19 protein-coding genes are annotated in these 20,606 nt (G+C 72.0%); 8 read left to right on the top strand and 11 right to left on the bottom strand.

What is annotated here, in order from left to right; translation table 11 throughout:
• Positions 1-517: 517 nt before the first annotated feature.
• The 4 genes from ABZ842_RS18125 to ABZ842_RS18110 all read right to left on the bottom strand — a co-directional run bounded on the left by ABZ842_RS18125 (position 518) and on the right by ABZ842_RS18110 (position 5,082).
• Positions 518-1,273: an SDR family oxidoreductase gene (locus ABZ842_RS18125; protein WP_361537689.1), complete on the bottom strand. Its 756-nt coding sequence runs from the start codon at positions 1,271-1,273 to the stop codon at positions 518-520.
• A gap of 4 nt (positions 1,274-1,277) precedes the next feature.
• Positions 1,278-3,065 carry a glycoside hydrolase family 15 protein gene (locus ABZ842_RS18120; RefSeq protein WP_361537688.1) on the bottom strand — a complete coding sequence of 596 codons (1,788 nt, stop codon included), beginning with the start codon at positions 3,063-3,065 and terminating at the stop codon, positions 1,278-1,280.
• Positions 3,066-3,183: 118 nt separating this feature from the next.
• The gene (locus tag ABZ842_RS18115; RefSeq protein WP_361537687.1) at positions 3,184-3,975 is read right to left on the bottom strand and encodes an SURF1 family protein; all 792 of its coding nucleotides are present in this window, start codon (positions 3,973-3,975) and stop codon (positions 3,184-3,186) included.
• Between the two features lie 84 nt (positions 3,976-4,059).
• Positions 4,060-5,082, bottom strand: coding sequence for a DEDDh family exonuclease (locus tag ABZ842_RS18110; RefSeq protein ID WP_361537686.1), 1,023 nt, complete (start codon positions 5,080-5,082; stop codon positions 4,060-4,062).
• A gap of 279 nt (positions 5,083-5,361) precedes the next feature.
• Here ABZ842_RS18110 and ABZ842_RS18105 point away from each other — a divergent pair, with 279 nt between their 5' ends.
• From ABZ842_RS18105 to ABZ842_RS18095, 3 genes are all read left to right on the top strand, one after another.
• Positions 5,362-6,039, top strand: a complete 678-nt coding sequence (locus tag ABZ842_RS18105) for a VIT family protein (RefSeq protein WP_361537817.1) — start codon at positions 5,362-5,364, stop codon at positions 6,037-6,039.
• 148 nt (positions 6,040-6,187) lie between these two features.
• Positions 6,188-7,093 carry a sterol desaturase family protein gene (locus ABZ842_RS18100; RefSeq protein ID WP_361537685.1) on the top strand — a complete coding sequence of 302 codons (906 nt, stop codon included), beginning with the start codon at positions 6,188-6,190 and terminating at the stop codon, positions 7,091-7,093.
• A gap of 26 nt (positions 7,094-7,119) precedes the next feature.
• On the top strand, positions 7,120-7,776 hold the full coding sequence (locus ABZ842_RS18095; protein ID WP_361537816.1) for a lysoplasmalogenase: 657 nt from the start codon (positions 7,120-7,122) through the stop codon (positions 7,774-7,776).
• A gap of 168 nt (positions 7,777-7,944) precedes the next feature.
• Here the strand turns inward: ABZ842_RS18095 and ABZ842_RS18090 are convergent, their stop codons facing one another.
• Positions 7,945-9,486: a S8 family serine peptidase gene (locus ABZ842_RS18090; protein WP_361537684.1), complete on the bottom strand. Its 1,542-nt coding sequence runs from the start codon at positions 9,484-9,486 to the stop codon at positions 7,945-7,947.
• Positions 9,487-9,774: 288 nt separating this feature from the next.
• Here ABZ842_RS18090 and ABZ842_RS18085 point away from each other — a divergent pair, with 288 nt between their 5' ends.
• From ABZ842_RS18085 to moaA, 3 genes are all read left to right on the top strand, one after another.
• The gene (locus ABZ842_RS18085; RefSeq protein ID WP_361537683.1) at positions 9,775-10,146 is read left to right on the top strand and encodes a DUF485 domain-containing protein; all 372 of its coding nucleotides are present in this window, start codon (positions 9,775-9,777) and stop codon (positions 10,144-10,146) included.
• The gene (locus tag ABZ842_RS18080; protein WP_361537682.1) at positions 10,143-11,789 is read left to right on the top strand and encodes a cation acetate symporter; all 1,647 of its coding nucleotides are present in this window, start codon (positions 10,143-10,145) and stop codon (positions 11,787-11,789) included. The genes ABZ842_RS18085 and ABZ842_RS18080 overlap by 4 nt, the downstream gene beginning before the upstream one ends.
• Before the next feature lie 207 nt (positions 11,790-11,996).
• Positions 11,997-12,986 (top strand): GTP 3',8-cyclase MoaA, encoded by a 990-nt coding sequence (gene moaA, locus ABZ842_RS18075; protein WP_361537681.1) that lies wholly within the window; start codon positions 11,997-11,999, stop codon positions 12,984-12,986.
• Positions 12,987-13,026: 40 nt separating this feature from the next.
• Here moaA and ABZ842_RS18070 read toward each other — a convergent pair whose 3' ends face one another.
• The gene (locus tag ABZ842_RS18070) at positions 13,027-13,506 is read right to left on the bottom strand and encodes a carboxymuconolactone decarboxylase family protein (protein ID WP_361537680.1); all 480 of its coding nucleotides are present in this window, start codon (positions 13,504-13,506) and stop codon (positions 13,027-13,029) included.
• A gap of 208 nt (positions 13,507-13,714) precedes the next feature.
• Between ABZ842_RS18070 and ABZ842_RS18065 the strand changes: the two genes are divergently transcribed.
• Positions 13,715-14,650: an RNA polymerase sigma-70 factor gene (locus tag ABZ842_RS18065; RefSeq protein ID WP_361537679.1), complete on the top strand. Its 936-nt coding sequence runs from the start codon at positions 13,715-13,717 to the stop codon at positions 14,648-14,650.
• A gap of 123 nt (positions 14,651-14,773) precedes the next feature.
• Here the strand turns inward: ABZ842_RS18065 and ABZ842_RS18060 are convergent, their stop codons facing one another.
• Both ABZ842_RS18060 and ABZ842_RS18055 read right to left on the bottom strand, forming a co-directional pair.
• Entirely contained in the window at positions 14,774-15,013 is a 240-nt protein-coding gene (locus ABZ842_RS18060) for a hypothetical protein (RefSeq protein ID WP_361537678.1), read from the bottom strand.
• A 175-nt stretch (positions 15,014-15,188) separates the two neighbouring features.
• Positions 15,189-15,539 carry a DUF3099 domain-containing protein gene (locus tag ABZ842_RS18055; protein WP_361537815.1) on the bottom strand — a complete coding sequence of 117 codons (351 nt, stop codon included), beginning with the start codon at positions 15,537-15,539 and terminating at the stop codon, positions 15,189-15,191.
• A gap of 208 nt (positions 15,540-15,747) precedes the next feature.
• Here ABZ842_RS18055 and ABZ842_RS18050 point away from each other — a divergent pair, with 208 nt between their 5' ends.
• On the top strand, positions 15,748-16,023 hold the full coding sequence (locus tag ABZ842_RS18050; RefSeq protein WP_361537814.1) for a GlsB/YeaQ/YmgE family stress response membrane protein: 276 nt from the start codon (positions 15,748-15,750) through the stop codon (positions 16,021-16,023).
• 81 nt (positions 16,024-16,104) lie between these two features.
• Here the strand turns inward: ABZ842_RS18050 and tyrS are convergent, their stop codons facing one another.
• The 3 genes from tyrS to ABZ842_RS18035 all read right to left on the bottom strand — a co-directional run bounded on the left by tyrS (position 16,105) and on the right by ABZ842_RS18035 (position 20,390).
• Positions 16,105-17,367, bottom strand: coding sequence for a tyrosine--tRNA ligase (gene tyrS, locus ABZ842_RS18045; RefSeq protein ID WP_361537677.1), 1,263 nt, complete (start codon positions 17,365-17,367; stop codon positions 16,105-16,107).
• 111 nt (positions 17,368-17,478) lie between these two features.
• Positions 17,479-18,870 (bottom strand): metallopeptidase TldD-related protein, encoded by a 1,392-nt coding sequence (locus ABZ842_RS18040; protein ID WP_361537676.1) that lies wholly within the window; start codon positions 18,868-18,870, stop codon positions 17,479-17,481.
• Positions 18,867-20,390: a TldD/PmbA family protein gene (locus ABZ842_RS18035; protein WP_361537675.1), complete on the bottom strand. Its 1,524-nt coding sequence runs from the start codon at positions 20,388-20,390 to the stop codon at positions 18,867-18,869. Before ABZ842_RS18035 ends, ABZ842_RS18040 begins: the two co-directional genes overlap by 4 nt.
• Between the last annotated feature and the right edge of the window lie 216 nt (positions 20,391-20,606).

The following is a 20,606-nucleotide window of genomic DNA, read 5'->3' as shown; positions in this document are numbered from 1 at the left end:
GGCTCCTGCGGCTCGGTGGGTGGCTTGTCGCGCAGTTCCCCCCGCCCCTAAACCCCTCGCCGTCACCCTGCGGGAGCGTGGGTCTCTGCGGCCTGTGGTCGGTTGCTCGCGCAGTTCCTCCCGCTGTGCCCTGCGGGCACGGGGGTACCCCACCTACGCCCAGAGGGCGTGGGTGGGGACCCCCAGCGCCCCTGACACCCCCGCCGTGGTGCTACGGACGGGTGCATTGGCTTCCGCCCCCTACGCCCAGCAAGCGCGGGGGACCCACAGCGCTCCCAAGGACCACTTCCCCGCAGGTAAGGCACCACGGGATGTGGCACCAGGGGCGCGGGGAACTGCGCGACAAGCCACCCATGGTCCGCAGGGACCAACGCTCCCGCAGGGTTACGGCGGGGGTGTCTTAGGGGCGCGGGGAACTGCGCGAACAACCACCACCGGGGCGCGGAGACCAACGCACCCGCAGGGAAACGGCGCGAGAGGCCGCAGGCCGCAACCCGCAGGGGAAGGCGCGGGTGGGTTAGAAGCCGCGGCGGGCTCCGCCGTCGACGGGGAGCATCACGCCCGTCACGTACGACGCCGCCGGCGACAGCAGAAACGCCGCCGCGCGGCCGAACTCCTCCGGCGCCCCGTACCTCCGCAGGGGGATCCGCGCCTCGTGCCCCTCGCGCGCCGCCTCCGCGTCCCCCGTCAGCGCGTCCAGCTCCCGCACGCGGTCCGTGTCGATGCGCGCCGGCAGCAGGCCGACGACCCGGATGCCGCGCGGGCCCAACTCGTCCGCGAGGGACTTCGCGAAGCCGGCGAGCCCCGGCCGCAGGCCGTTGGAGATGGTGAGCCCCGGCACGGGCTCGTGCACCGAGCTGGAGAGCACCAGCCCGATGACGCCCCCCTCGCCCAACTCCTCCGCCGCGGTCCGCGCCAACCGCACCGCACCCAGGAAGACCGACTCGAACGAGGTCCGCCACTGCTCGTCCGTGTTGTCGGAGACGAAGCCCGGCGCCGGCCCGCCGACGCTGATGAGGATGCCGTCGAACCGCCCGAAGTGCGCACGGGCCGCGGCGACCAGCCGCTCCGCACCCGTCGCATCGGAGTTGTCGACGGCGATGCCCACCGCGTCCGGCCCGAGCTCCGCCGCCGCGTCCGTGACCGTGCGCTCGTCGCGGCCGGTGATGACGACCTTCGCGCCGTCCGCGACCAGCGCCCGTGCCGACGCGTTGCCCAGCCCCCGCGACGCACCCGTGACGACGTACACGCGGTCCTTCAGTCCAAGATCCATGGGCCTATCCTGCCTGCTCCTCGTGGGCGAAGGCGAGGGCGGTGTTCACCAGGGCGATGTGGCTGAACGCCTGGGGGAAGTTCCCCAGCTGCCGCCCGGCCACCGGGTCGTACTCCTCGGCGAGCAGGCCCACGTCGTTGCGGAGCGCGAGCAGCCGCTCGAACAGCTCGCGCGCCTCTTCCGTGCGCCCCGTCATGCGCTCCGCGTCCACCAGCCAGAACGAGCAGGCGAGGAACGCGCCCTCGGACCCCGGCAGCCCGTCGACCGCCGTGCCCTCGGTGCTGTAGCGGCGGACGAGGCCGTCGGGGGAGCCCAGCTCCTCGCGGACCGCGGCCACCGTCCCGACGACCCGGGGGTCGTCCGGCGGCAGGAAGCCCACCCGGGGGATCAGCAGCGTCGCCGCGTCCAGTTCGCGCGAGCCGTAGTACTGGGTGAACGTGCCGCGCCGCGGGTCGTACCCCTTCTCGCAGACCTCCCGGTGCACCTCGTCCCGCATGGTGCGCCAACGCGCCACGTCCCCGCGCAGCGACGGATCGGCCTCCAGGGTGCGCACGGCGCGGTCCGCCGCCACCCACGCCATCACCTTGGAGTGCACGAAGTGGCGCCGCGGGCCGCGCACCTCCCACAGCCCCTCGTCGGGCTCGCGCCACTTCGACTCCAGGAAGCCCAGCAGGCTGAGCTGGAGGAACCAGGCGTGCCGCTCGCTGGGGATGCCCTCCTGCGCGGCGAGGAAGAGGGAGTCCATCACCTCCCCGTACACGTCGAGCTGGAGCTGGTCGACCGCCGCGTTCCCGGTGCGTACGGGCGCGGAGCCGGCGTATCCGGCGAGCCAGGGCAGCTCCGTCTCGGGCAGTCGGCGCTCCCCGGCCAGCCCGTACATGATCTGGAGGTCCGCCGGGTCGCCGGCCACCGCCCGCAGCAGCCAGTCGCGCCACGCCGCGGCCTCCTCCTGGTAGCCCGCGGTGAGCAGGGCGCCCAGGGTGAGGGTGGAGTCCCGCAGCCAACAGAAGCGGTAGTCCCAGTTCCGTACGCCGCCGATCTCCTCGGGCAGCGACGTCGTGGGCGCGGCGACGATCCCGCCGGTGGGGCCGTACGTCAGGGCCTTCAGCGTGATCAGGGAGCGGACCACGGCGTCCCGGTACCGGCCCCGGACCTGGCACCGGTCGGACCACTGGGCCCAGTCCGACAGGCTGCACCTGAGCGCCTCGTGGGGGTCGACGAGGTCCGGCCGCTGGTGGTGGGAGGGGTGCCAGCTGAGGACGAAGGCGACCCGCTCGTCCGCGGCGACCGCGAACGACGAGACCGTGCTGAACTGCTGCCCCCACGTCTTGACCGGCGGCTCGCTGCGCAGCCACACCGAGTCCGGCCCCGCGACCGCCACCCGGTGGCCGTCGGAGCGCCGCATCCAGGGCACGATCGAGCCGTGGTCGAAGCGGAGCCGCAGCACCGCCTCCATCTCCACCTCGCCGTTGACGCCCTCCACGATCCGCACCACGTCGGGGGTGACGTCCCGCTGCGGCATGAAGTCGATGACCTTGACGGTGCCGGTCCGGGTCTCCCACACGGACTCCAGGACGAGCGAGTCGTCGACGTAGCTCCGTCGGGTGCAGCGGGTGGCGCCCTTGGGGGCCAGGCGCCAGTGCCCGTTCTCCTTGTCGCCGAGGAGCGCGGCGAAGCAGGCGGCGGAGTCGAAGCGCGGCAGGCAGAGCCAGTCGATGGAGCCGTCCATGCCGACGAGCGCGGCCGTCTGGAGATCGCCGATGAGGGCGTAGTCCTCGATGCGTTGGGTCACGCTCTGGCGTGTTCCCGTCTTGTCCGCGAACCAATCAGAGTGGCGCCGTCACTCGTTCGGGGCGGATGGGGCGGGCGGGGCGTGAGGAACGGGGGGGCTGACGCGGGGCGGGCCCGCCTCAGGCGTGCGCGGGCTCCGGCTGCTGGCTGGTCTCGCGCGCCGCCGCCGCGCGCCGGTCACGGACCTCGCGACGGACGAGGACCACCCACCCGACGGGCACGGCCGTGGTGAACAGCCACCACTGGATCGCGTACGCCATGTGCGCGCCGATGGACTCGTGGTCGGGGTCCGGGATCTGCTTGGGGTTGTTCTCCGCGGACTTGGGCGAGGTCTGCTCGACGTAGCCGGCGAGCACAGGCTTGCCCAGCGCCTTGGACTGCTGCTCGCTGTTGATCAGCATCACCTGGCGCGGCGGCAGCCCCGCGAGGTCCTTGATGCCGCTGGCCTTCGTCGTCTCGTCGGCCTTGAGGCGGCCGACCACGGTCACCGTGCCCTTGGGCGGGGGCGGGACGTCGGGGTACGCCTTGGGGTCGGCGGGCGTGGCGACCCAGCCGCGGTTGACCAGGACGACCCGTCCGTCGGTGAGGACAAGCGGGGTCAGCACGTGCGCGCCGACCCGCTCGTCCGCGTCGGTGCGGCGGCGCACGACGACCTCGTTCGCCGGGTCGAAGGTGCCGGTGGCGGTGGTGCGGCGCCACTTGTCCTCGCGCGGGACCGTGTGGCCGGGGGAGGTGAGCTCCTCGATCGGCACCGGTGGGGCGTCGAGGTTGCGGGCGATCATCGCGTTCTGGTCGACCCGGCGTTCGTGGCGGTTGAACTGCCAGAAGCCCAGCTCGATCATCGTGGGGATGAGGACGAGCCCGATGAGGGTGAGGATCACCCACTGCCGGGTCAACAGGAAGCGGTACACGGATCGACGGTACCTGCCGCCGCTCCGGCGCCCGGAGGTGGGGCCCCTTCCCGGGCCGGCCGCGCCCTCGTCGCCGCCCGTGCCCTACCCTCCGCCCCTGCCGTCTTCGTCCGCCGGGGCCACGTCCCGCAGCAGCTGGGTGAAGGCGGCCTCGTCCATGACCGGAGTGCCGTACGTCTTCGCCTTCAGCGTCTTGGAGGTGGCCGAGTCCGGGTCGTTGGTGACCAGCAGGCTGGTCAGCCGGGAGACGCTGGAGGCGATGTGCAGCCCGGCGTCGAAGGCCCGGTCCTCCAGGAGGTCGCGCTCGACGGAGGTGTCGCCCGAGAAGGCCACCCGCATGCCCTGCTTCAGCGGCTGCCCCGTCTCGTACCGCCCCGGATTCGGATAAGGGCAGGCGGGCCGCTTCCGCGAGGTCCGCCACGTCCCTCCGTACGACGGGGCGCCCGCGGGCCGGTGTCCGTACGAGGGCTGATGGCCGACGCGCGGCCGGGGCGGGCCGTCCGACCACTCCGTGAGCGGGCGGCACTCCAGCAGCGGCAGCCGCACCCCGTCGCGCGCGGCGGCGTGCAGGCTCGGCCGGAACGCCTCCGCCAACACCCGTGCGTCGTCCAGCGCGTGGTGGGCCTGTCGCTGCACGACGCCGAAGTGCGCGGCGAGCGACTCCAGTTTGTGGTTGGGCAGGGGGAGGGCGAGCTCCTTGGCGAGGGCGATGGTGCACAGCCGCTGGCGCACGGGGGCGGTGCGGCTGGCGCGCGCGTACTCCCGGGCGATCATGGACCAGTCGAAGATGGCGTTGTGCGCGACGAGCACCCGGTCGGCCAGCCGCTCGGAGAACGCGTCGGCGACGTCGACGAACAGGGGGGCGTCGACCAGGACCTCTTGGGTCAGGCCGTGGATCCACACGGGGCCCGGATCGCGCTCCGGATTGACGAGGGTGTACCAGTGGTCCTCGACGTCGCCGTGGGCGTCCAGGCGGTACACGGCGGCGGACACTATCCGGTCGTCCCGGGCGAGACCGGTGGTCTCCACGTCGACGACCGCATACCCCTGGGGGTATGCGGTGGGCCAGTGTGCCGCTGCCGTCGTCCTGTCGTCGAGCATGGTCACAGAGAATACGGGGCGGCACTGACAGCCCTGTCGGCGCCGCCGCTCCCGCCGCGCCCCCGCGCCCTTCTTCCGCTTCGGCGCAGCCGAGGTGACGAGCCGTGGAACTGGCGGGTCGACAGATGCCCCACCAGTACGCCGACCCGCCCGCGCTCCTCCCGGGGCGGGTCGGTGCGGGTGCGGGGGCCCCATCGGTGGGAACCTCCCGGGGTGACGCACGACGAACTCCCCGCCCCGGACCCGGGCGGCGCCGGCCCCCACCACGAGCCCCACGCCTCCGGCATGGGCACCCGGCTCAACTGGCTGCGCGCCGCCGTGCTCGGCGCCAACGACGGCATCGTGTCCACCGCAGGGCTGGTCGTCGGCGTCGCCGGCGCGACCGGCGACCGGGGGACCCTGCTCACCTCCGGCCTCGCCGGACTGCTCGCCGGCTCCATGTCCATGGCGGCGGGCGAGTACGTCTCCGTCTCCACCCAGCGCGACTCCGAGAGGGCCGCGCTCGCGGTCGAGAAGCGGGAGCTGCGGGAGGAGCCGGAGGCGGAACTGGAGGAGTTGACGGGGCTGTTGACGCAGCGCGGCCTGTCGCGCGAGGTCGCCCGGGAGGCCGCGGTCCAGCTCACCGAGCGCGACGCCCTGCGCGCCCACGCGCGCGTGGAGCTGGGCATCGACCCGGACGCCCTGGCCAACCCCTGGCACGCGGCCGGCGCCAGCTTCCTCGCCTTCACCGTGGGCGCGCTGCTGCCCCTGCTGGCGATCGTGCTGCCGCCGGCGTCCGTACGGCTGGCGGTGACCGTGGGCTCGGTGCTGCTGGCCCTCGCCTTCACCGGCTGGTGGAGCGCCCGGCTGGGCGCGGCGCGACTGGGGCCCGCGGTGGCGCGGAACGTGGCCGGGGGAGCGCTCGCGATGGGCGTCACGTACGCGGCGGGGTCCCTGCTCGGCGCGGTGGGGGTCGGCGGCTGAGCTCCGGCGGGCGGGCATGGGTGGGGGCATCGGTGGGTCATTGGTGGGTCATTGGCGGAAGTCACCAAAGCCTGCTGACAATTCGTCTCGCATACTTGTGGGTAACAACGTCTAGTCGCGGCCCGGGCGCCGCACCTACGGTGCAGCCATGCCCAACCTGCCCGATGTCGTGCTGTGGTCGGTCCCCGCGTTCGTTCTGCTCACCGTGGTCGAGATGGTCAGCCACCGGCTCCGTCCGGACGAGGACGCGGCGGGCTACGGCGCCAAGGACACCGCCACCAGCCTCACCATGGGGCTCGGCAGCCTGGCCTTCGACCTGCTGTGGAAGGTGCCGATCGTGGCCGTCTACACGGCGGTGTACGAGCTGACCCCGCTCAGGGTCCCCGTCCTGTGGTGGACCGTGCTGCTGATGCTGCTCGCGCAGGACTTCCTCTACTACTGGTCGCACCGCGGCCACCACGTCGTCCGGGTGCTGTGGGCCTGCCACGTGGTCCACCACTCCAGCCGCAAGTTCAACTTCACCACCGCGCTGCGCCAGCCCTGGACCACCTGGACGGTGTGGCCGTTCTATCTGCCGATGGTCGCGCTCGGGGTCCACCCGGCCGCGGTCGCCTTCTGCTCCTCGACCAACCTCGTGTACCAGTTCTGGGTGCACACCGAGCGGGTCGGCAAGCTGCCGCGGCCCTTCGAGTACGCACTGAACACGCCCTCGCACCACCGGGTGCACCACGCCTCGCAGGGCGGCTACCTGGACCGCAACTTCGGCGGCATCCTCATCGTCTGGGACCGGCTCTTCGGCTCCTTCGTGGCGGAGACCGAGCGGCCCGTGTACGGGCTGACCAAGGACATCGACACGTACAACCCGCTGCGCGTGGCCACCCACGAGTACGCCGCGATCGCCCGGGACGTCCGGGCGGCGACGACGTGGCGCGAGCGCGCGGGGCGGGTGTTCCGCGGGCCGGGGTGGCAGCCGGCGTCCGCTCCGCCCGGCCCTTCGACGTCCGGCGACGACGCCTCGACCACCCCTCAGCTCACCCAGGGACGTGCCGCGTGACCACCCCACCCACCTCCACCGCGGCCCTGTCGGCGCAGACCGTGCGCCGCGTGCTGCTCACCGTCTTCGCCCTCGTGCTCCTCGTCGACCTCGGCTCGCTCGTCGTCGACGCGGAGAAGGGCCACTGGATCGCCAAACCGCTCCTCATGCCGCTGCTCGTCGCCCTGGTGCTGCTACGGGGCGGGCCGCGGCTGCTGGTCGCGGCGCTGCTGTTCGGCTGGGGCGGCGACGTGTTCCTGCTCTCCGGCGCGGAGTGGGCCTTCCTCGCCGGAATGGGCTCCTTCGCGGTCGGCCACGTCTGCTACCTGGTGCTGTTCCGCCGTACGTGCGAGGGGGCCCGCCCTCCTGCGGCGCTCGCCCCCGCGTACGGGCTGGCGCTCGTCGTCGCGGTGGCGCTGCTGTGGCCGGGGCTGCCGGCGGACCTCAGGATCCCCGTCGCCGGGTACGCGCTGCTGCTGACCGCGATGGCCTGGCGCGCGAGTGCGTTGGGGCGCGTGGCGGGGTTGGGCGGTCTGTTCTTCCTGGTCTCGGACCTGATCATCGCGAGCGGTGTGGCGGAGTGGCCGCAGCCGCCGGTGCCGGACGTCTGGATCATGCTCATCTACGGCGCGGGCCAGTTGCTCCTGACACTGGGCGTCCTGACCCACGCGGAGCCCCACACCCCGACTCCGCCCGTCCGGTAGCGGAAACCTTCTCGCGGTTTCCCTGCGCGAGCACCCCACACCGGGCCGCAGAGACCAGTGTTCGCGCGGGGAAACGGCGAGGGTGTCAGCCGCAGAGGCCGCAGAGGCCGCAGAAGTCGCAGAACAGAGGTGCGGGCCCCACAAAGAGGCCCGCACCCCGGGGCGCTGCTAGCGGCGGACCGCGTCGAGCGCGTCGGTGACGCCCTCGCCGTAGAAGCCGTTCTTCCGGACGTCGCCCTCGCACACCGCGTCGACCACGCCGTCCCCGTTGATGTCGTACGGGTTGGTGCACTCGCGGTCGTCCGCCTGCCCGGCCAGCAGCGCCTTCACGGCCGCCGGCGAAGCGTAGGGGTGCTTCGACTTGATGAGCGCCGCCACGCCCGCGACGTGCGGCGAGGCCATCGACGTACCGGCCTTGTAGCCGTACCCGCCGTTCGGCAGCGTGGACAGGATGCGGCCGTCGACCGCCGGGCCCTCCGGCGCCTGGTAGCGGGTGGAGTCACCGCCCGGCGCGGAGATGTCGACCACGCCGTTGCCGTAGTTCGAGAACGACGACTTCAGCCCCTTCGCGCCCAGCGAGGACGTCGTCACGACGCCCGGCAGCTGCGTCGGGATGTCCAGGCACTCGCTCGGGTCGATGGTCCGCGTGACCTCGGTGCTGTCGTTGGGGCTCGTGGTGTCGGTGAGCTCGTCGGCTGCGAGGTCCATCCGCGAGTTGCCGGCGGCGGCCACGTTCACCGCGCCCTTGCGCTCCGCGTACCGCGTCGCCCGGGCGAGCGCGTCCACCAGCGCGGCCTGGTCGGCGTCGTTGCGGCAGTTGAACAGCCACGGGTCGACGTAGTAGCTGTTGTTGGTGACCTCGACACCGTTCTCCGCGGCCCACATGAAGCCGCAGACCACGGCCTCCGTGTAGAAGAACCCGTCGGGGTTGGACACCTTGATGCCGGAGACCTTCACGCCGGGCGCGACGCCCGTGACGCCAACCCCGTTCTTGGCCGCGGCGATGGTGCCCGCGACGTGCGTGCCGTGGTCGGACTCGGTCGGGCCGGGACGCCAGGAGCCGGGCGTGGTGTCCGCCTTGCCGGTGACGCAGTTCGCCGACGCGCGGGTGTCGAAGTTGGGCGCCAGGTCGGGGTGGGTGTCGTCGACACCGGTGTCGATGACGGCGACCGTGACCTTCTTGCTGCCCAGGGTGCGCTCGTGCGCCTTATCCGCCTTGATGGCGGGCAGGCTCCACTGCAGCGGCTCCAGCGGGTCCTGGCCGCCGTCGGCGATCCGGGCCGCCGCAGCGGCCTCCTGGGAGGTCAGCGGGCGCTCGGAGTCGATCGCGGTGTCCTTGGCCGCGGCGATCGGCGCGGTGCGGGTGGCGCCCGCCGACTGCACGCCCTTGACCGCGCGGATCGTCGGCCCGAAGGCCGGGTTCTGGGAGTGGACGACGATGACGCCTATCTGGTCGTAGGACGTCACTATCGTGCCGCCGGCCGCGGCTATCGCCTTCTTGACCGACTTGGCGACCCCGTGGCCGCCCTTCACGTTCACCACGTACGACAGCTTGGGACCGTCGGTCGAGACGGCCTTGACCGCCGGTGCGCCCTCCGCGGCCGGGGCGGCGGTCGCGGCCCCCGCGGGGAGGAAGCCGAGCGAGGCCGTGAGCGCCAGACCGGCGGGCAGGGCGATGACACGCCGTCGTCTGGATCCCGGATGAGCCATGGGTTCTCCACATCATCGGTGTCGAAACACTGGTGTCCACCCGTCCGGCACGGTGTGCTTTTTGGGCGGGTACATGACGAGCGAAACTATCGTTGATCTTGGTCGTCATCAATGCGTTCGAGCGGAAAAACGAAAGAAAGCTCCAAGAAAAAAGACCGAAGTTGAACCGGCCCGGCGTGCTCCCCGTGCCGTTGTCAGGGGGTGGAGCAACATCAAACCGCCCCTGACCCCGTGGAACGAAGGTCCGCTTTGTCCATTCCGACGACGCCCGCGTCACGAGGAGATTCCGTGACTACCGACGCACCCCCGCCCCCGCCCCCGGGCGACACGGTCCCCGCACCCGCTCAGCCCAGCACCGAGACGTTCGTCCAGGTCCAGCAGAGCGAAGAGTTCGGTCAACTGCGCCACGCCCACCGCTCCTTCGCCTTCCCCCTGACCGTCGCGTTCGTCACCTGGTACCTGCTGTACGTCCTGCTGTCGAACTACGCGGGCGGCTTCATGGGCACCAAGGTGATCGGCCACATCAACGTCGCCCTCGTCTTCGGCCTCGCCCAGTTCGCCACCACCTTCCTCATCGCCTGGCTCTACTCCCGCCACGCCGCCGCCAAGCTCGACCCCCTGGCCGAGTCCATCAAGTCCCGCATGGAGGCGGACGCATGAGCGCCACCTACCCCGCCGTCGAGTACGACGCGGTCGTCCTGGCCGCCGAGAACGCGACCAGCGAGCACCGGCCGCTGATCATCACCCTGTTCGGCCTCTTCGTCGTCGCCACCCTGATCATCACCGTCTGGGCCGGCCGGCAGACCAAGAGCGCCGCCGACTTCTACGCCGGCGGCCGTCAGTTCACCGGCTTCCAGAACGGGCTGGCGATCTCCGGCGACTACATGTCCGCCGCGTCGTTCCTCGGCATCGCCGGCGCCATCGCCCTCTTCGGCTACGACGGCTTCCTGTACTCCATCGGCTTCCTGGTGGCCTGGCTCGTCGCCCTGCTGCTGGTCGCCGAGCCGCTGCGCAACTCCGGCCGCTTCACCATGGGCGACGTCCTCGCCTACCGGATGCGCCAGCGCCCGGTCCGCACCGCAGCCGGCACCTCCACCATCGTCGTGTCGATCTTCTACCTGCTCGCCCAGATGGCCGGCGCGGGCGTCCTGGTCTCCCTCCTGCTCGGGATCACCAACGACGCCGGCAAGGTGTTGATCGTCGCCCTGGTCGGCATCCTGATGATCCTCTACGTCACCATCGGCGGCATGAAGGGCACCACCTGGGTCCAGATGGTCAAGGCGGTGCTCCTCATCGCCGGCACGCTCCTCATCACGTTCCTCGTGCTGCTGAAGTTCAACTTCAACATCTCCGACCTCCTCGGCACCGCCGCGGAGAAGAGCGGCCACGGCGCGTCCTTCCTGGAGCCGGGCCTGAAGTACGGCGCCACGGAGACGTCGAAGCTGGACTTCATCTCCCTGGGCATCGCCCTCGTCCTCGGCACCGCGGGACTGCCGCACATCCTGATCCGGTTCTACACCGTCCCCACCGCCAAGGCCGCCCGGAAGTCCGTCAACTGGGCCATCGGCATCATCGGCGCCTTCTACCTGATGACCATCGCCCTCGGCTTCGGCGCCGCGGCGATCGTGGGACCCGCCGAGATCAGCGAGTCCAACAAGGCGGGCAACACCGCGGCCCCGCTGCTCGCCCTGCACATCGGCGGCACCGACTCCGCCGGCGGAGCGATCCTGCTCGCGGTGATCTCCGCGGTGGCCTTCGCCACCATCCTCGCCGTCGTCGCCGGCCTCACGCTCGCCTCGTCGTCGTCCTTCGCCCACGACATCTACGCCAACGTCATCCGCAAGGGGAAGGCCACCGAGAAGGAGGAGGTCCGCGCCGCACGCTGGGCCACCGTCGCCATCGGCATCGTCTCCATCGCGCTCGGCGCCCTCGCCCGCGACCTGAACGTGGCCGGGCTCGTCGCCCTCGCCTTCGCCGTCGCCGCGTCCGCGAACCTGCCGACGATCCTCTACAGCCTCTTCTGGAAGCGGTTCACCACCCAGGGCGCCCTCTGGTCCATCTACGGCGGACTGATCTCCTCCGTCGTCCTGGTCCTCTTCTCGCCGGTGGTCTCCGGCAAGCCGACGTCGATGTTCAAGAACGCCGACTTCTACTGGTTCCCGCTGGAGAACCCGGGCATCGTCTCCATCCCGCTGGGCTTCCTGCTCGGCTGGCTCGGCTCCGTCCTCACCAAGGAGAAGCCCGACAAGGGCAAGTACGCGGAGCTGGAGGTCAAGTCCCTCACCGGCGTCGGCGCCCACTGACCGACCCCGGCGCACCGGTGATCGCATAGCGCACCGGCCACCGGACCGCGGCCGTGCCGCAGGACTTCGTAGGGTCCTACGACACGGCCGCGCCACGTGTGGCAGCACCGTGACTACGCGTGCTGTCGTACGTCTGGCGTAGGCTCGTACGAAGCAGCGGTACCTCGTGTACCAGCCGTCTTCGTCTCGTCGGGGGAGGGGCCGAACGTGCTCGTCGACACCTACGGCCGGACCGCCACGGACCTACGGGTCTCGTTGACGGACCGGTGCAATCTGCGGTGCACCTACTGCATGCCCGAAGAAGGGCTCCAGTGGCTGGCCAAACCGGACCTCCTCACCGACGACGAGATCGTCCGGCTGGTCCGCATCGCCGTCACCGACCTCGGCATCACCGAGGTCCGCTTCACCGGCGGCGAGCCCCTGCTGCGGCCCGGGCTCGTCGGGATCGTGGAGCGCTGCGCCGCCCTCGACCCCCGCCCCCAGCTCTCGCTGACGACCAACGGCATCGGGCTCGGCCGCGTCGCAGCCGCCCTCCAGAGCGCCGGACTCGACCGGGTGAACGTCTCCCTGGACACCCTGCGGCCCGACGTCTTCAAGACCCTCACCCGGCGCGACCGCCACCAGGACGTGATCGACGGACTGGGCGCCGCGCGCGCCGCCGGCCTCGCCCCCGTCAAGGTGAACGCCGTGCTGATGCCCGGCCTCAACGACGACGAGGCCCCCGACCTGCTCGCCTGGGCCGTCGCCCACGACTACGAACTGCGGTTCATCGAGCAGATGCCGCTGGACGCCCAGCACGGCTGGAAGCGGGACGGCATGATCACCGCAGGTGACGTCCTCGCCTCGCTGCGCACCCGCTTCGCCCTCGCCCCCGAGCCCGGCGAGGAGCGCGGCTCCGCGCCCGCCGAGCGCTGGATCGTGGACGGCGGCCCCCACCGGGTCGGTGTGATCGCCTCCGTCACCCGTCCCTTCTGCGCCGCCTGCGACCGCACCCGGCTCACCGCCGACGGACAGGTGCGCACGTGCCTGTTCGCCCGAGAGGAGACCGATCTGCGCGAAGCCCTGCGCTCGGGCGAGCCGGACGGGGAGATCGCCCGCATCTGGCGGCTCGCGATGTGGGGCAAGAAGGCGGGCTCGGGGCTCGACGACCCCACCTTCCTCCAGCCGGACCGCCCCATGTCCGCCATCGGCGGCTGAGCCGGTCCGTGCGACCCCCTCCGTCCGACGGCACGGCCCTTCAGTTCGACAGCGCGGAGAACATCCCGGGCTCGTACGAACCCCCCGGGTTGTGCACGATCACGTTCATCCGCGTCGCCGCGTTGATCAGGGAGACCAGGCAGACCAGCGCACCCACCTGGTCGTCGTCGTAGTGCTTGCGCACCTGGGCCCACGTCGCGTCGGACACGCCCTCGTCACCGAGCCGGGTGCCCTCCTCCGCCAGCGCCAGCGCGGCCCGCTCGGCCTCGGTGAAGACCGTGCTGTGGCGCCACGCGGCGACCAGGTTGAGCCGGACCGAGCTCACGCCGGCAGCCGCCGCCTCCTTGGTGTGCACGTCCACGCAGAAGCCGCAGCCGTTGAGCTGCCCGACCCGCAGCTCCACCAACTCCCTCAGCGCCTTCGGCAGCGTCGACTGCTCCAGCACCGACGACACGTTGTAGAACCGCTTGGCGATCCTCGCGGCGGTCGGGCTGTCGAACAGGTTGAAACGGGGTTCCATGACGTCGTCCTCACTCGTGGAGTTGCCTGCCGCGCGGATCGTTCCCGCGGCGTCGTGACGGACATGGAGATGCCGCCGCCCCACACCCTGTGACAGCCGCGGAGTGTGACGAGCGCCACTGGCCGAGGCTGTCACGGGGCGGTGCCGGCCGGCGTCTTGTGCGCGGCACGGACGACACCGATACGGCTTCGACGGACGGGAGAACACCATGGGAGCGCACGGCGAACGAGCGGAACACCGGGCCGGGCCACCCGCCCGGGAACCCCGTACGGACCCCGCCACCGAGGCGTTCGTCGCCCACCGCAACCTGCTGTTCACCGTCGCCTACGAGATGCTCGGCTCGGCCGCCGACGCGGAGGACGTCCTCCAGGAGACCTGGATGAAGTGGGCGGACGTCGAACTCGACGCGGTACGGGACCGGCGCGCCTATCTGGTCCGCATCACCACCCGCCAGGCGCTGACCCGGCTGCGCACCCTGCGTCGGCGCAAGGAGTCCTACATCGGACCCTGGCTGCCCGAGCCCCTCCTCACCACGCCCGACGTCGCCGACGACGTCGAACTGGCCGACAGCGTCTCGACCGCGATGCTGCTGGTGCTGGAGACCCTCGCCCCGACCGAGCGCGCGGTCTTCGTGCTCCGCGACGTCTTCGACCTCGGCTACGACGAGATCGCGGACGCCGTCGACAAGAGTCCGGCCGCGGTACGCCAGATTGCGCACCGGGCACGGGGACACGTCGCGGCACGTCGACCGCGCGGCGCGGTGTCCCCGGCCCGGACCCGGGAGGCGATCCGGGCGTTCCACGGAGCGGTCGCGACGGGTGACCTCCAGGCCCTGCTCGACGTCCTCGCGCCGGACGTCGTCTTCCTCGGCGACGGCGGGGGAGTCGTGCAGGCGGTGCTGGCCCCCGTCGTGGGAGCCGGTCCGGTGGCCGAACTGATGGCCGGCATCGGCAAGTTCGGCGCCACGGCCGCACTGACACCGGCGCAGGTCAACGGCCACCCGGCGCTGATCCTCCGGCTCGACGGCGAGGTCGACACCGTCGTGACCGTACGCATCGACGACGGCCTGGTCACCGGCCTCTACGCGGTGCGCAACCCCCAAAAACTGGCCCGCGTCGAACAACCGACCCCGCTGCGCCGCTAGGGCGCTTCTGATGGACCTTGCTGGGCTCGCGTGCCCTGGCACCCCTCCCCCTACGCCCGGAGGGCGTGGGAGGGACCCCCACCCTGATCCAGCCTGATCCGTCAGAAGCGCCCTAGTCGCCGTCTACGCGGTGCCGCCCGGGCGGGCGTTCCACTCCGTGAGGGTGACGACCTCCTTCAGGAAGCCGCGGACGTCGAGGAAGTCGGCGAGGTGCTGCCGGTGGTCGTCGCAGGCGATCCAGGTCTTGCGCCGCTCCGGGGTGTGCAGCTTGGGGTTGTTCCAGGCCAGCACCCACACCGCCGCCGCACGGCAGCCCTTGGCGGAGCAGATCGGGTTCTCGTCGTTGACCGGGTCGAAGATCACCGGCCCATTCTCCCCCGCCGCGAACGCGCCGCCGGCGCGGGGCCCCGTACAACGGCGACGCCGAGCAGCCACGGGGGGAGCTGCCCGGCGTCGGTCCATCGCTCCGACGGGGGATGCGGAGCGCGTAGGAAGTATGTCACGGGTAACGGCCCGCGGTGCACCGGAACTTCACTATTCAGTTGCGCTTTTCCTGAGCCCGGTGGGAGCCTGCGGCGTGACCTCCGCCGGCGTCGCCTTCGAGCATCGGACGAGGCGCGGCGGACACGAAGGTCGACGGCAGCGAGGGCGGCCGTTCGCGACCCGCGTTGGCGATCACGACCGAGACGTAGGGCAGCAGCATGCCCAGCACGATCGCCACCACGGCCACGTGCCGCTCCACGTTCCACAGCACGGCCCCGGCCACGAAGGACAGCGTCCGCACCGACATGGTGATCACATAGCGGCGCTGGCGTCCGCGCACGTCGTCGGCGAGCCCCTGTCGCGCCCCGGTGATCCGGAAGACCTCCGAGCCCACCCGTCTGCGCATCGCGTCCCACCGCCCGTCGTCCCCGGCGACCCCAACGGTCACGCCGTGTTCCACCGTACGCCCGGCCCCGTACGGCCACGAGACCGGGGGACGCCACCTCGCCGCCCGACATGCGGCCCATGACGGACAGGCCCAGAATGGCGGCGTAACTGCTGATGCAGTGGCCTTGCGCGCCCCACGGGCGCAGGGGCCGGACGAGGAGGCCGCGATGGGCTGGCTGTGGGCGATCATCTTGGGCTTCATCCTGGGGCTGCTCGCGAAGGCGATCCTGCCCGGGAAACAGCACCTCCCCCTGTGGCTCGCCACCATCTGCGGCATCGGGGGCGCCGTGATCGGCAACTGGATCGCGGCCGGGTTCGGCGTCGAGGAGACCCCCGGCTTCGACTGGAGCCGCCATGCGTTCCAACTCGTCGCCGCGATCATCCTGGTCGCCCTGGGGGACCGGGCGTGGGCGGCCACCCGCGGCAAGAAACAGCGGGTCTGACGCGATCCCGCGACTCCGCGACGCACCACGGGTCGGACGGGTCGAGCCCGTCCGACCCGTGGTGGGCGACTGCCGACGAGGTCAGCCGACCTCGACCGCCGCGAGGTTCTTCTTGCCCCGGCGCAGCACCAGCCAGCGCCCGTGCAGCAGCTCGTCCCGGCTGACGACCGCGTCCTCGGCGGTGACCTTCGCGTTGTTCACGTACGCACCGCCCTCCTTCACCGTGCGCCGCGCCGCGGACTTGCTCGCGACCAGCCCCACCTCGGCGAACAGGTCGACCACCGCGCCCGGCTCGGCCACGGTGACGTGCGGCAGCTCCGACAGCGCCGCCCGCAGCGTCGGCTCGTCCAGCTCCGCCAGCTCACCCTGCCCGAACAGCGCCTTCGACGCGTTGATCACCGCGGCGCACTGGTCGGCGCCGTGCACCAGGGTCGTCAGCTCCTCGGCCAGCGCCCGCTGGGCCGCCCGCGCCTGCGGACGCTCCGCGGTCTGCTTCGCCAGCTCTTCGAGCTCCTCGCGGCTCTTGAAGCTGAGGACGCGCAGGTACCGGTCGACGTCCCGGTCGTCGGTGTTCAGCCAGAACTGGTAGAACGCGTACGGCGTGGTCATCTCGGGGTCGAGCCACAGCGTGCCCGTCTCCGACTTGCCGAACTTGGTGCCGTCCGCCTTCGTCATCAGCGGGGTGGCCAGCGCGTGCACCTCGGCGTCGGGCTCCAGGCGGTGGATCAGGTCCAGGCCCGCCGTGAGGTTGCCCCACTGGTCGCTGCCGCCCTGCTGGAGGGTGCAGCCGTAGCGCCGGTACAGCTCCAGGAAGTCCATGCCCTGCAGCAGCTGGTAGCTGAACTCCGTGTAGCTGATGCCCTGCTCGGACTCCAGGCGCCGGGCCACGGAGTCCTTGGTGAGCATCTTGTTGACGCGGAAGTGCTTGCCGACGTCCCGCAGGAACTCGATCGCGGACATGCCCGCGGTCCAGTCCAGGTTGTTCACCATGACCGCGGCGTTGTCGCCCTCGAACGAGAGGTACGGCTCGATCTGGGCGCGCAGCCGGGCCACCCACTGCGCGATCGTCTCCGGATCGTTCAGGGTGCGCTCGGCGGTCGGCCGCGGGTCACCGATCTGGCCCGTGGCCCCGCCCACCAGCGCCAGCGGCCGGTGCCCGGCCTGCTGGAGCCGGCGCACGGTCAGCACCTGCACCAGGTGCCCGACGTGGAGGCTCGCCGCGGTCGGGTCGAAGCCGCAATAGAACGTGACGGGCCCGTCCGCGAACGCCTTGCGCAGTGCGTCCTCGTCGGTGGACTGGGCGATCAGCCCGCGCCACTTCAGCTCGTCGACGATGTCCGTCACGTCTCTCGTGTCTCCTCGGTACTCGCTTCGGTACTCATCCGGTACGCATTTCGAAGGGGCGGACCGTCGCACGCGCGCGTGGTCCGCCCCCTTGAGGTTATACGCCCGAGGCTATACGCCCTGGCTGACCGAGCTCATGTGGAAGTCCGGCACCCGCAGCGCGGGCATCGCGGCCCGGGTGAACCAGTCGCCCCACTCGCGCGGCAGGGTCTTCTCCGTACGGCCCGCCTCCGAGGCCCGCGACAACAGGTCCACGGGGGACTCGTTGAAGCGGAAGTTGTTCACCTCGCCCACCACCTCGCCGCCCTCCACCAGGTACACCCCGTCCCGGGTGAGCCCGGTCAGCAGCAGCGTCGCCGGGTCCACCTCGCGGATGTACCACAGGCAGGTCAGCAGCAGCCCCCGCTCGGTGGCCGCGACCATGTCGTCCAGCGACCGCCCGTCCCCGCCGTCCAGGATCAGGTTCCCGGCGCCGGGCGCCAGCGGCAGACCGGTCAGCCCCGCGGTGTGCCGGGTGGTCACCAGGTGCTCCAGCTTCCCGGCCCGCATCCAGTCGGTGGCGGCGATCGGCAGCCCGTTGTCGAACACCGACGCGTCGTCCCCCGACGCGTGCGCGATCACGAACGGCGACGACTCCAGGCCCGGCTCGTGCGGATCGCTGCGCAGCGTGAGCGGCAGCGGGCTCAGGGTGTCCCCGACGCGGGTCCCGCCGCCCGGCCTGGAGAAGACCGTACGGCCCTCGGCCGCGTCCCGCGCCGCGGACGACCACAGCTGGTAGATCAGCAGGTCCGCCACGGCCGTCGGCGGCAACAGCGTCTCGTACCGGCCCGCCGGCAGCTCGATCCGGCGCTCCGCCCAGCCCAGCCGGCGCGCCAGCTCCTCGTCCAGCGCCGTGGGGTCCACGTCCGTGAAGTCCCGGGTGGCGCGCCCCGCCCACGCCGAGCGCGCGCGGTCCGGCGACTTCGCGTTCAGCTCCAGCGTCCCGTTCGGCTGGTCGTGCCGCAGCCGCAGCCCCGTCGACGTCCCCAGGTAGGTGGAGGTCATCTCGTGGTTGGCGAATCCATACAGCTCGCGCCCGCCCGCCCGGGCCCGCGCGAACGCCTCGCCGAGCGCCGGAGCGAAGTCGGCGAAGACCGCCGCCGACGTCTCGGCCGGCGCCTCGGTGAAGCCGGGCGCCGTCGTGCCCCCGGTCACCAGCGGCTGCGCGTCCTCCGCCGGCTCGGACGTCCGGGCCGCCGCCTCCGCCGCCCGCACCAGCGGCTCCAGGTCCGCGGCGGTGACCGCGGAGCGGGACACCACGCCCGACGCCGAGCCCCGCGCCCCGTCGACGGTCGCGATCACCGTGAGCGTACGGCCCCGGGTCACGCCGTTGGTGGTGAGCGCGTTCCCCGCCCACCGCAGGTTCGCGGTGGACTCCTCGTCCGCGATGACGACGCAGCCGTCCGCGGTGGACAGCTCCAGCGCGCGCTCGACGATCTCGTGGGGCTTGCTGGTACGGCTCATCGGCCGGCCTCCTGCGTGGTGTTCAAGATGTTCACGCCCCGGAACAGGGCCGACGGGCAGCCGTGGGAGACCGCGGCCACCTGGCCCGGCTGGGCCTTGCCGCAGTTGAACGCGCCGCCCAGGACGTACGTCTGCGGACCGCCGACCTGCTCCATCGAGCCCCAGAAGTCCGTCGTCGTCGCCTGGTACGCCACGTCCCGCAGCTGCCCGGCGAGCCGGCCGTTCTCGATCCGGAAGAACCGCTGCCCGGTGAACTGGAAGTTGTAGCGCTGCATGTCGATGGACCAGGAGCGGTCCCCGACGACGTAGATCCCGCGCTCCACCCCGCCGATCAGGTCCTCGGTGGACAGCCCGCCCGGCGCCGGCTGGAGGGAGACGTTCGCCATCCGCTGCACCGGCACGTGCCCGGGGGAGTCCGCGAAGGCGCAGCCGTTGGAGCGGCCGAGGCCGGTCAGCTTCGCGATCCTGCGGTCGAGCTGGTAGCCGACGAGCGTGCCGTCCTTGACCAGGTCCCAGGACTGCGCCGCCACGCCCTCGTCGTCGTACCCGATCGTGGCCAGGCCATGCTCCGCGGTGCGGTCGCCGGTCACGTTCATCACGGACGAGCCGTACGCCAACTTGCCGAGCTGGTCGAAGGTGGCGAACGACGTGCCGGCGTACGCCGCCTCGTAGCCGAGGGCCCGGTCCAACTCGGTGGCGTGGCCGATGGACTCGTGGATGGTCAGCCACAGGTTCGACGGGTCGACCACCAGGTCGTAGCGGCCGGGCTCGACGCCGGGCGCCCGCATCTTCTCCGCCAGCAGCTCCGGGATCCGCTCCAGCTCGCCGTCCCAGTCCCAGCCGGTGCCCGTCAGGTACTCCCAGCCGCGGCCCGCCGGCGGCGCCAGCGTGCGCATCGAGTCGAACTCGCCGGTGCTGCCGTCCACCGCGACGGCGGTGACCTCCGGGTGCAGCCGGACCCGCTGCTGGGTGGTGACCGTGCCGGCGGTGTCCGCGTAGAACTTGTTCTCCTGCACGGTCAGCAGCGAGGCGTCCACGTGCGCCACCCCGTCCGCGGCCAGCAGCCGGCTGCTCCACCCCGCCAGCAGCGCCGTCTTCTCCTCGTCGGCGACGTCGAAGGGGTTGACCTCGTAGGAGGAGACCCAGGTCCGGTCCGCGTGCACCGGCTCGTCCGCCAACTCCACGCGCTCGTCGGAGCCGGCCGCCGCGATGATCCGCGCCGACAGCTTCGCCATCTCCACGGCCTGCCCGGCGACCCGCGCCGCCGCGTCCATGGTCATGTCGACGCCGGAGGCGAAGCCCCAGGCGCCGCCGTGCACGACCCGTACCGCGTACCCCAGGTCCGTGGTGTCCGACGAACCGGCCGGCCGGGCGTCCCGCAGCCGCCACGCCGCGCTGCGCACGCGCTCCAGCCGGAAGTCGGCGTGGTCGGCGCCGAGGGCCCGCGCCCGCGCGAGCGCCGCGTCGGCCAGCGCCCTCAGCGGCAGCGCCGTGAACGACGCGTCGATGGAATGAGGCACGAATGTCTCCTTGTTCGTCGTGACCGGCAGCCTCGGTCGCCGCACCGGTCGTGCCGATCATCGCGCGAGCGCCCGGCGCTTGCCCAGCCGCTTTCACCACCCGGTCCGCCCCGGGCGGCGCACGGGCGCTTCTGTAGGGATCCAACAGCGCCGTGCCGGACGCGCTGTCAGGCCCCGATTCTCCGGGAGCGTCCCGAGACCGATAGTTTCGAGGGG

This window comes from Streptomyces sp. NPDC047315 (assembly GCF_040643215.1).
In the GTDB taxonomy this organism is placed as follows: Bacteria; Actinomycetota; Actinomycetes; order Streptomycetales; family Streptomycetaceae; genus Streptomyces.
This window is presented reverse-complemented; position numbering and strand designations above follow the sequence as displayed.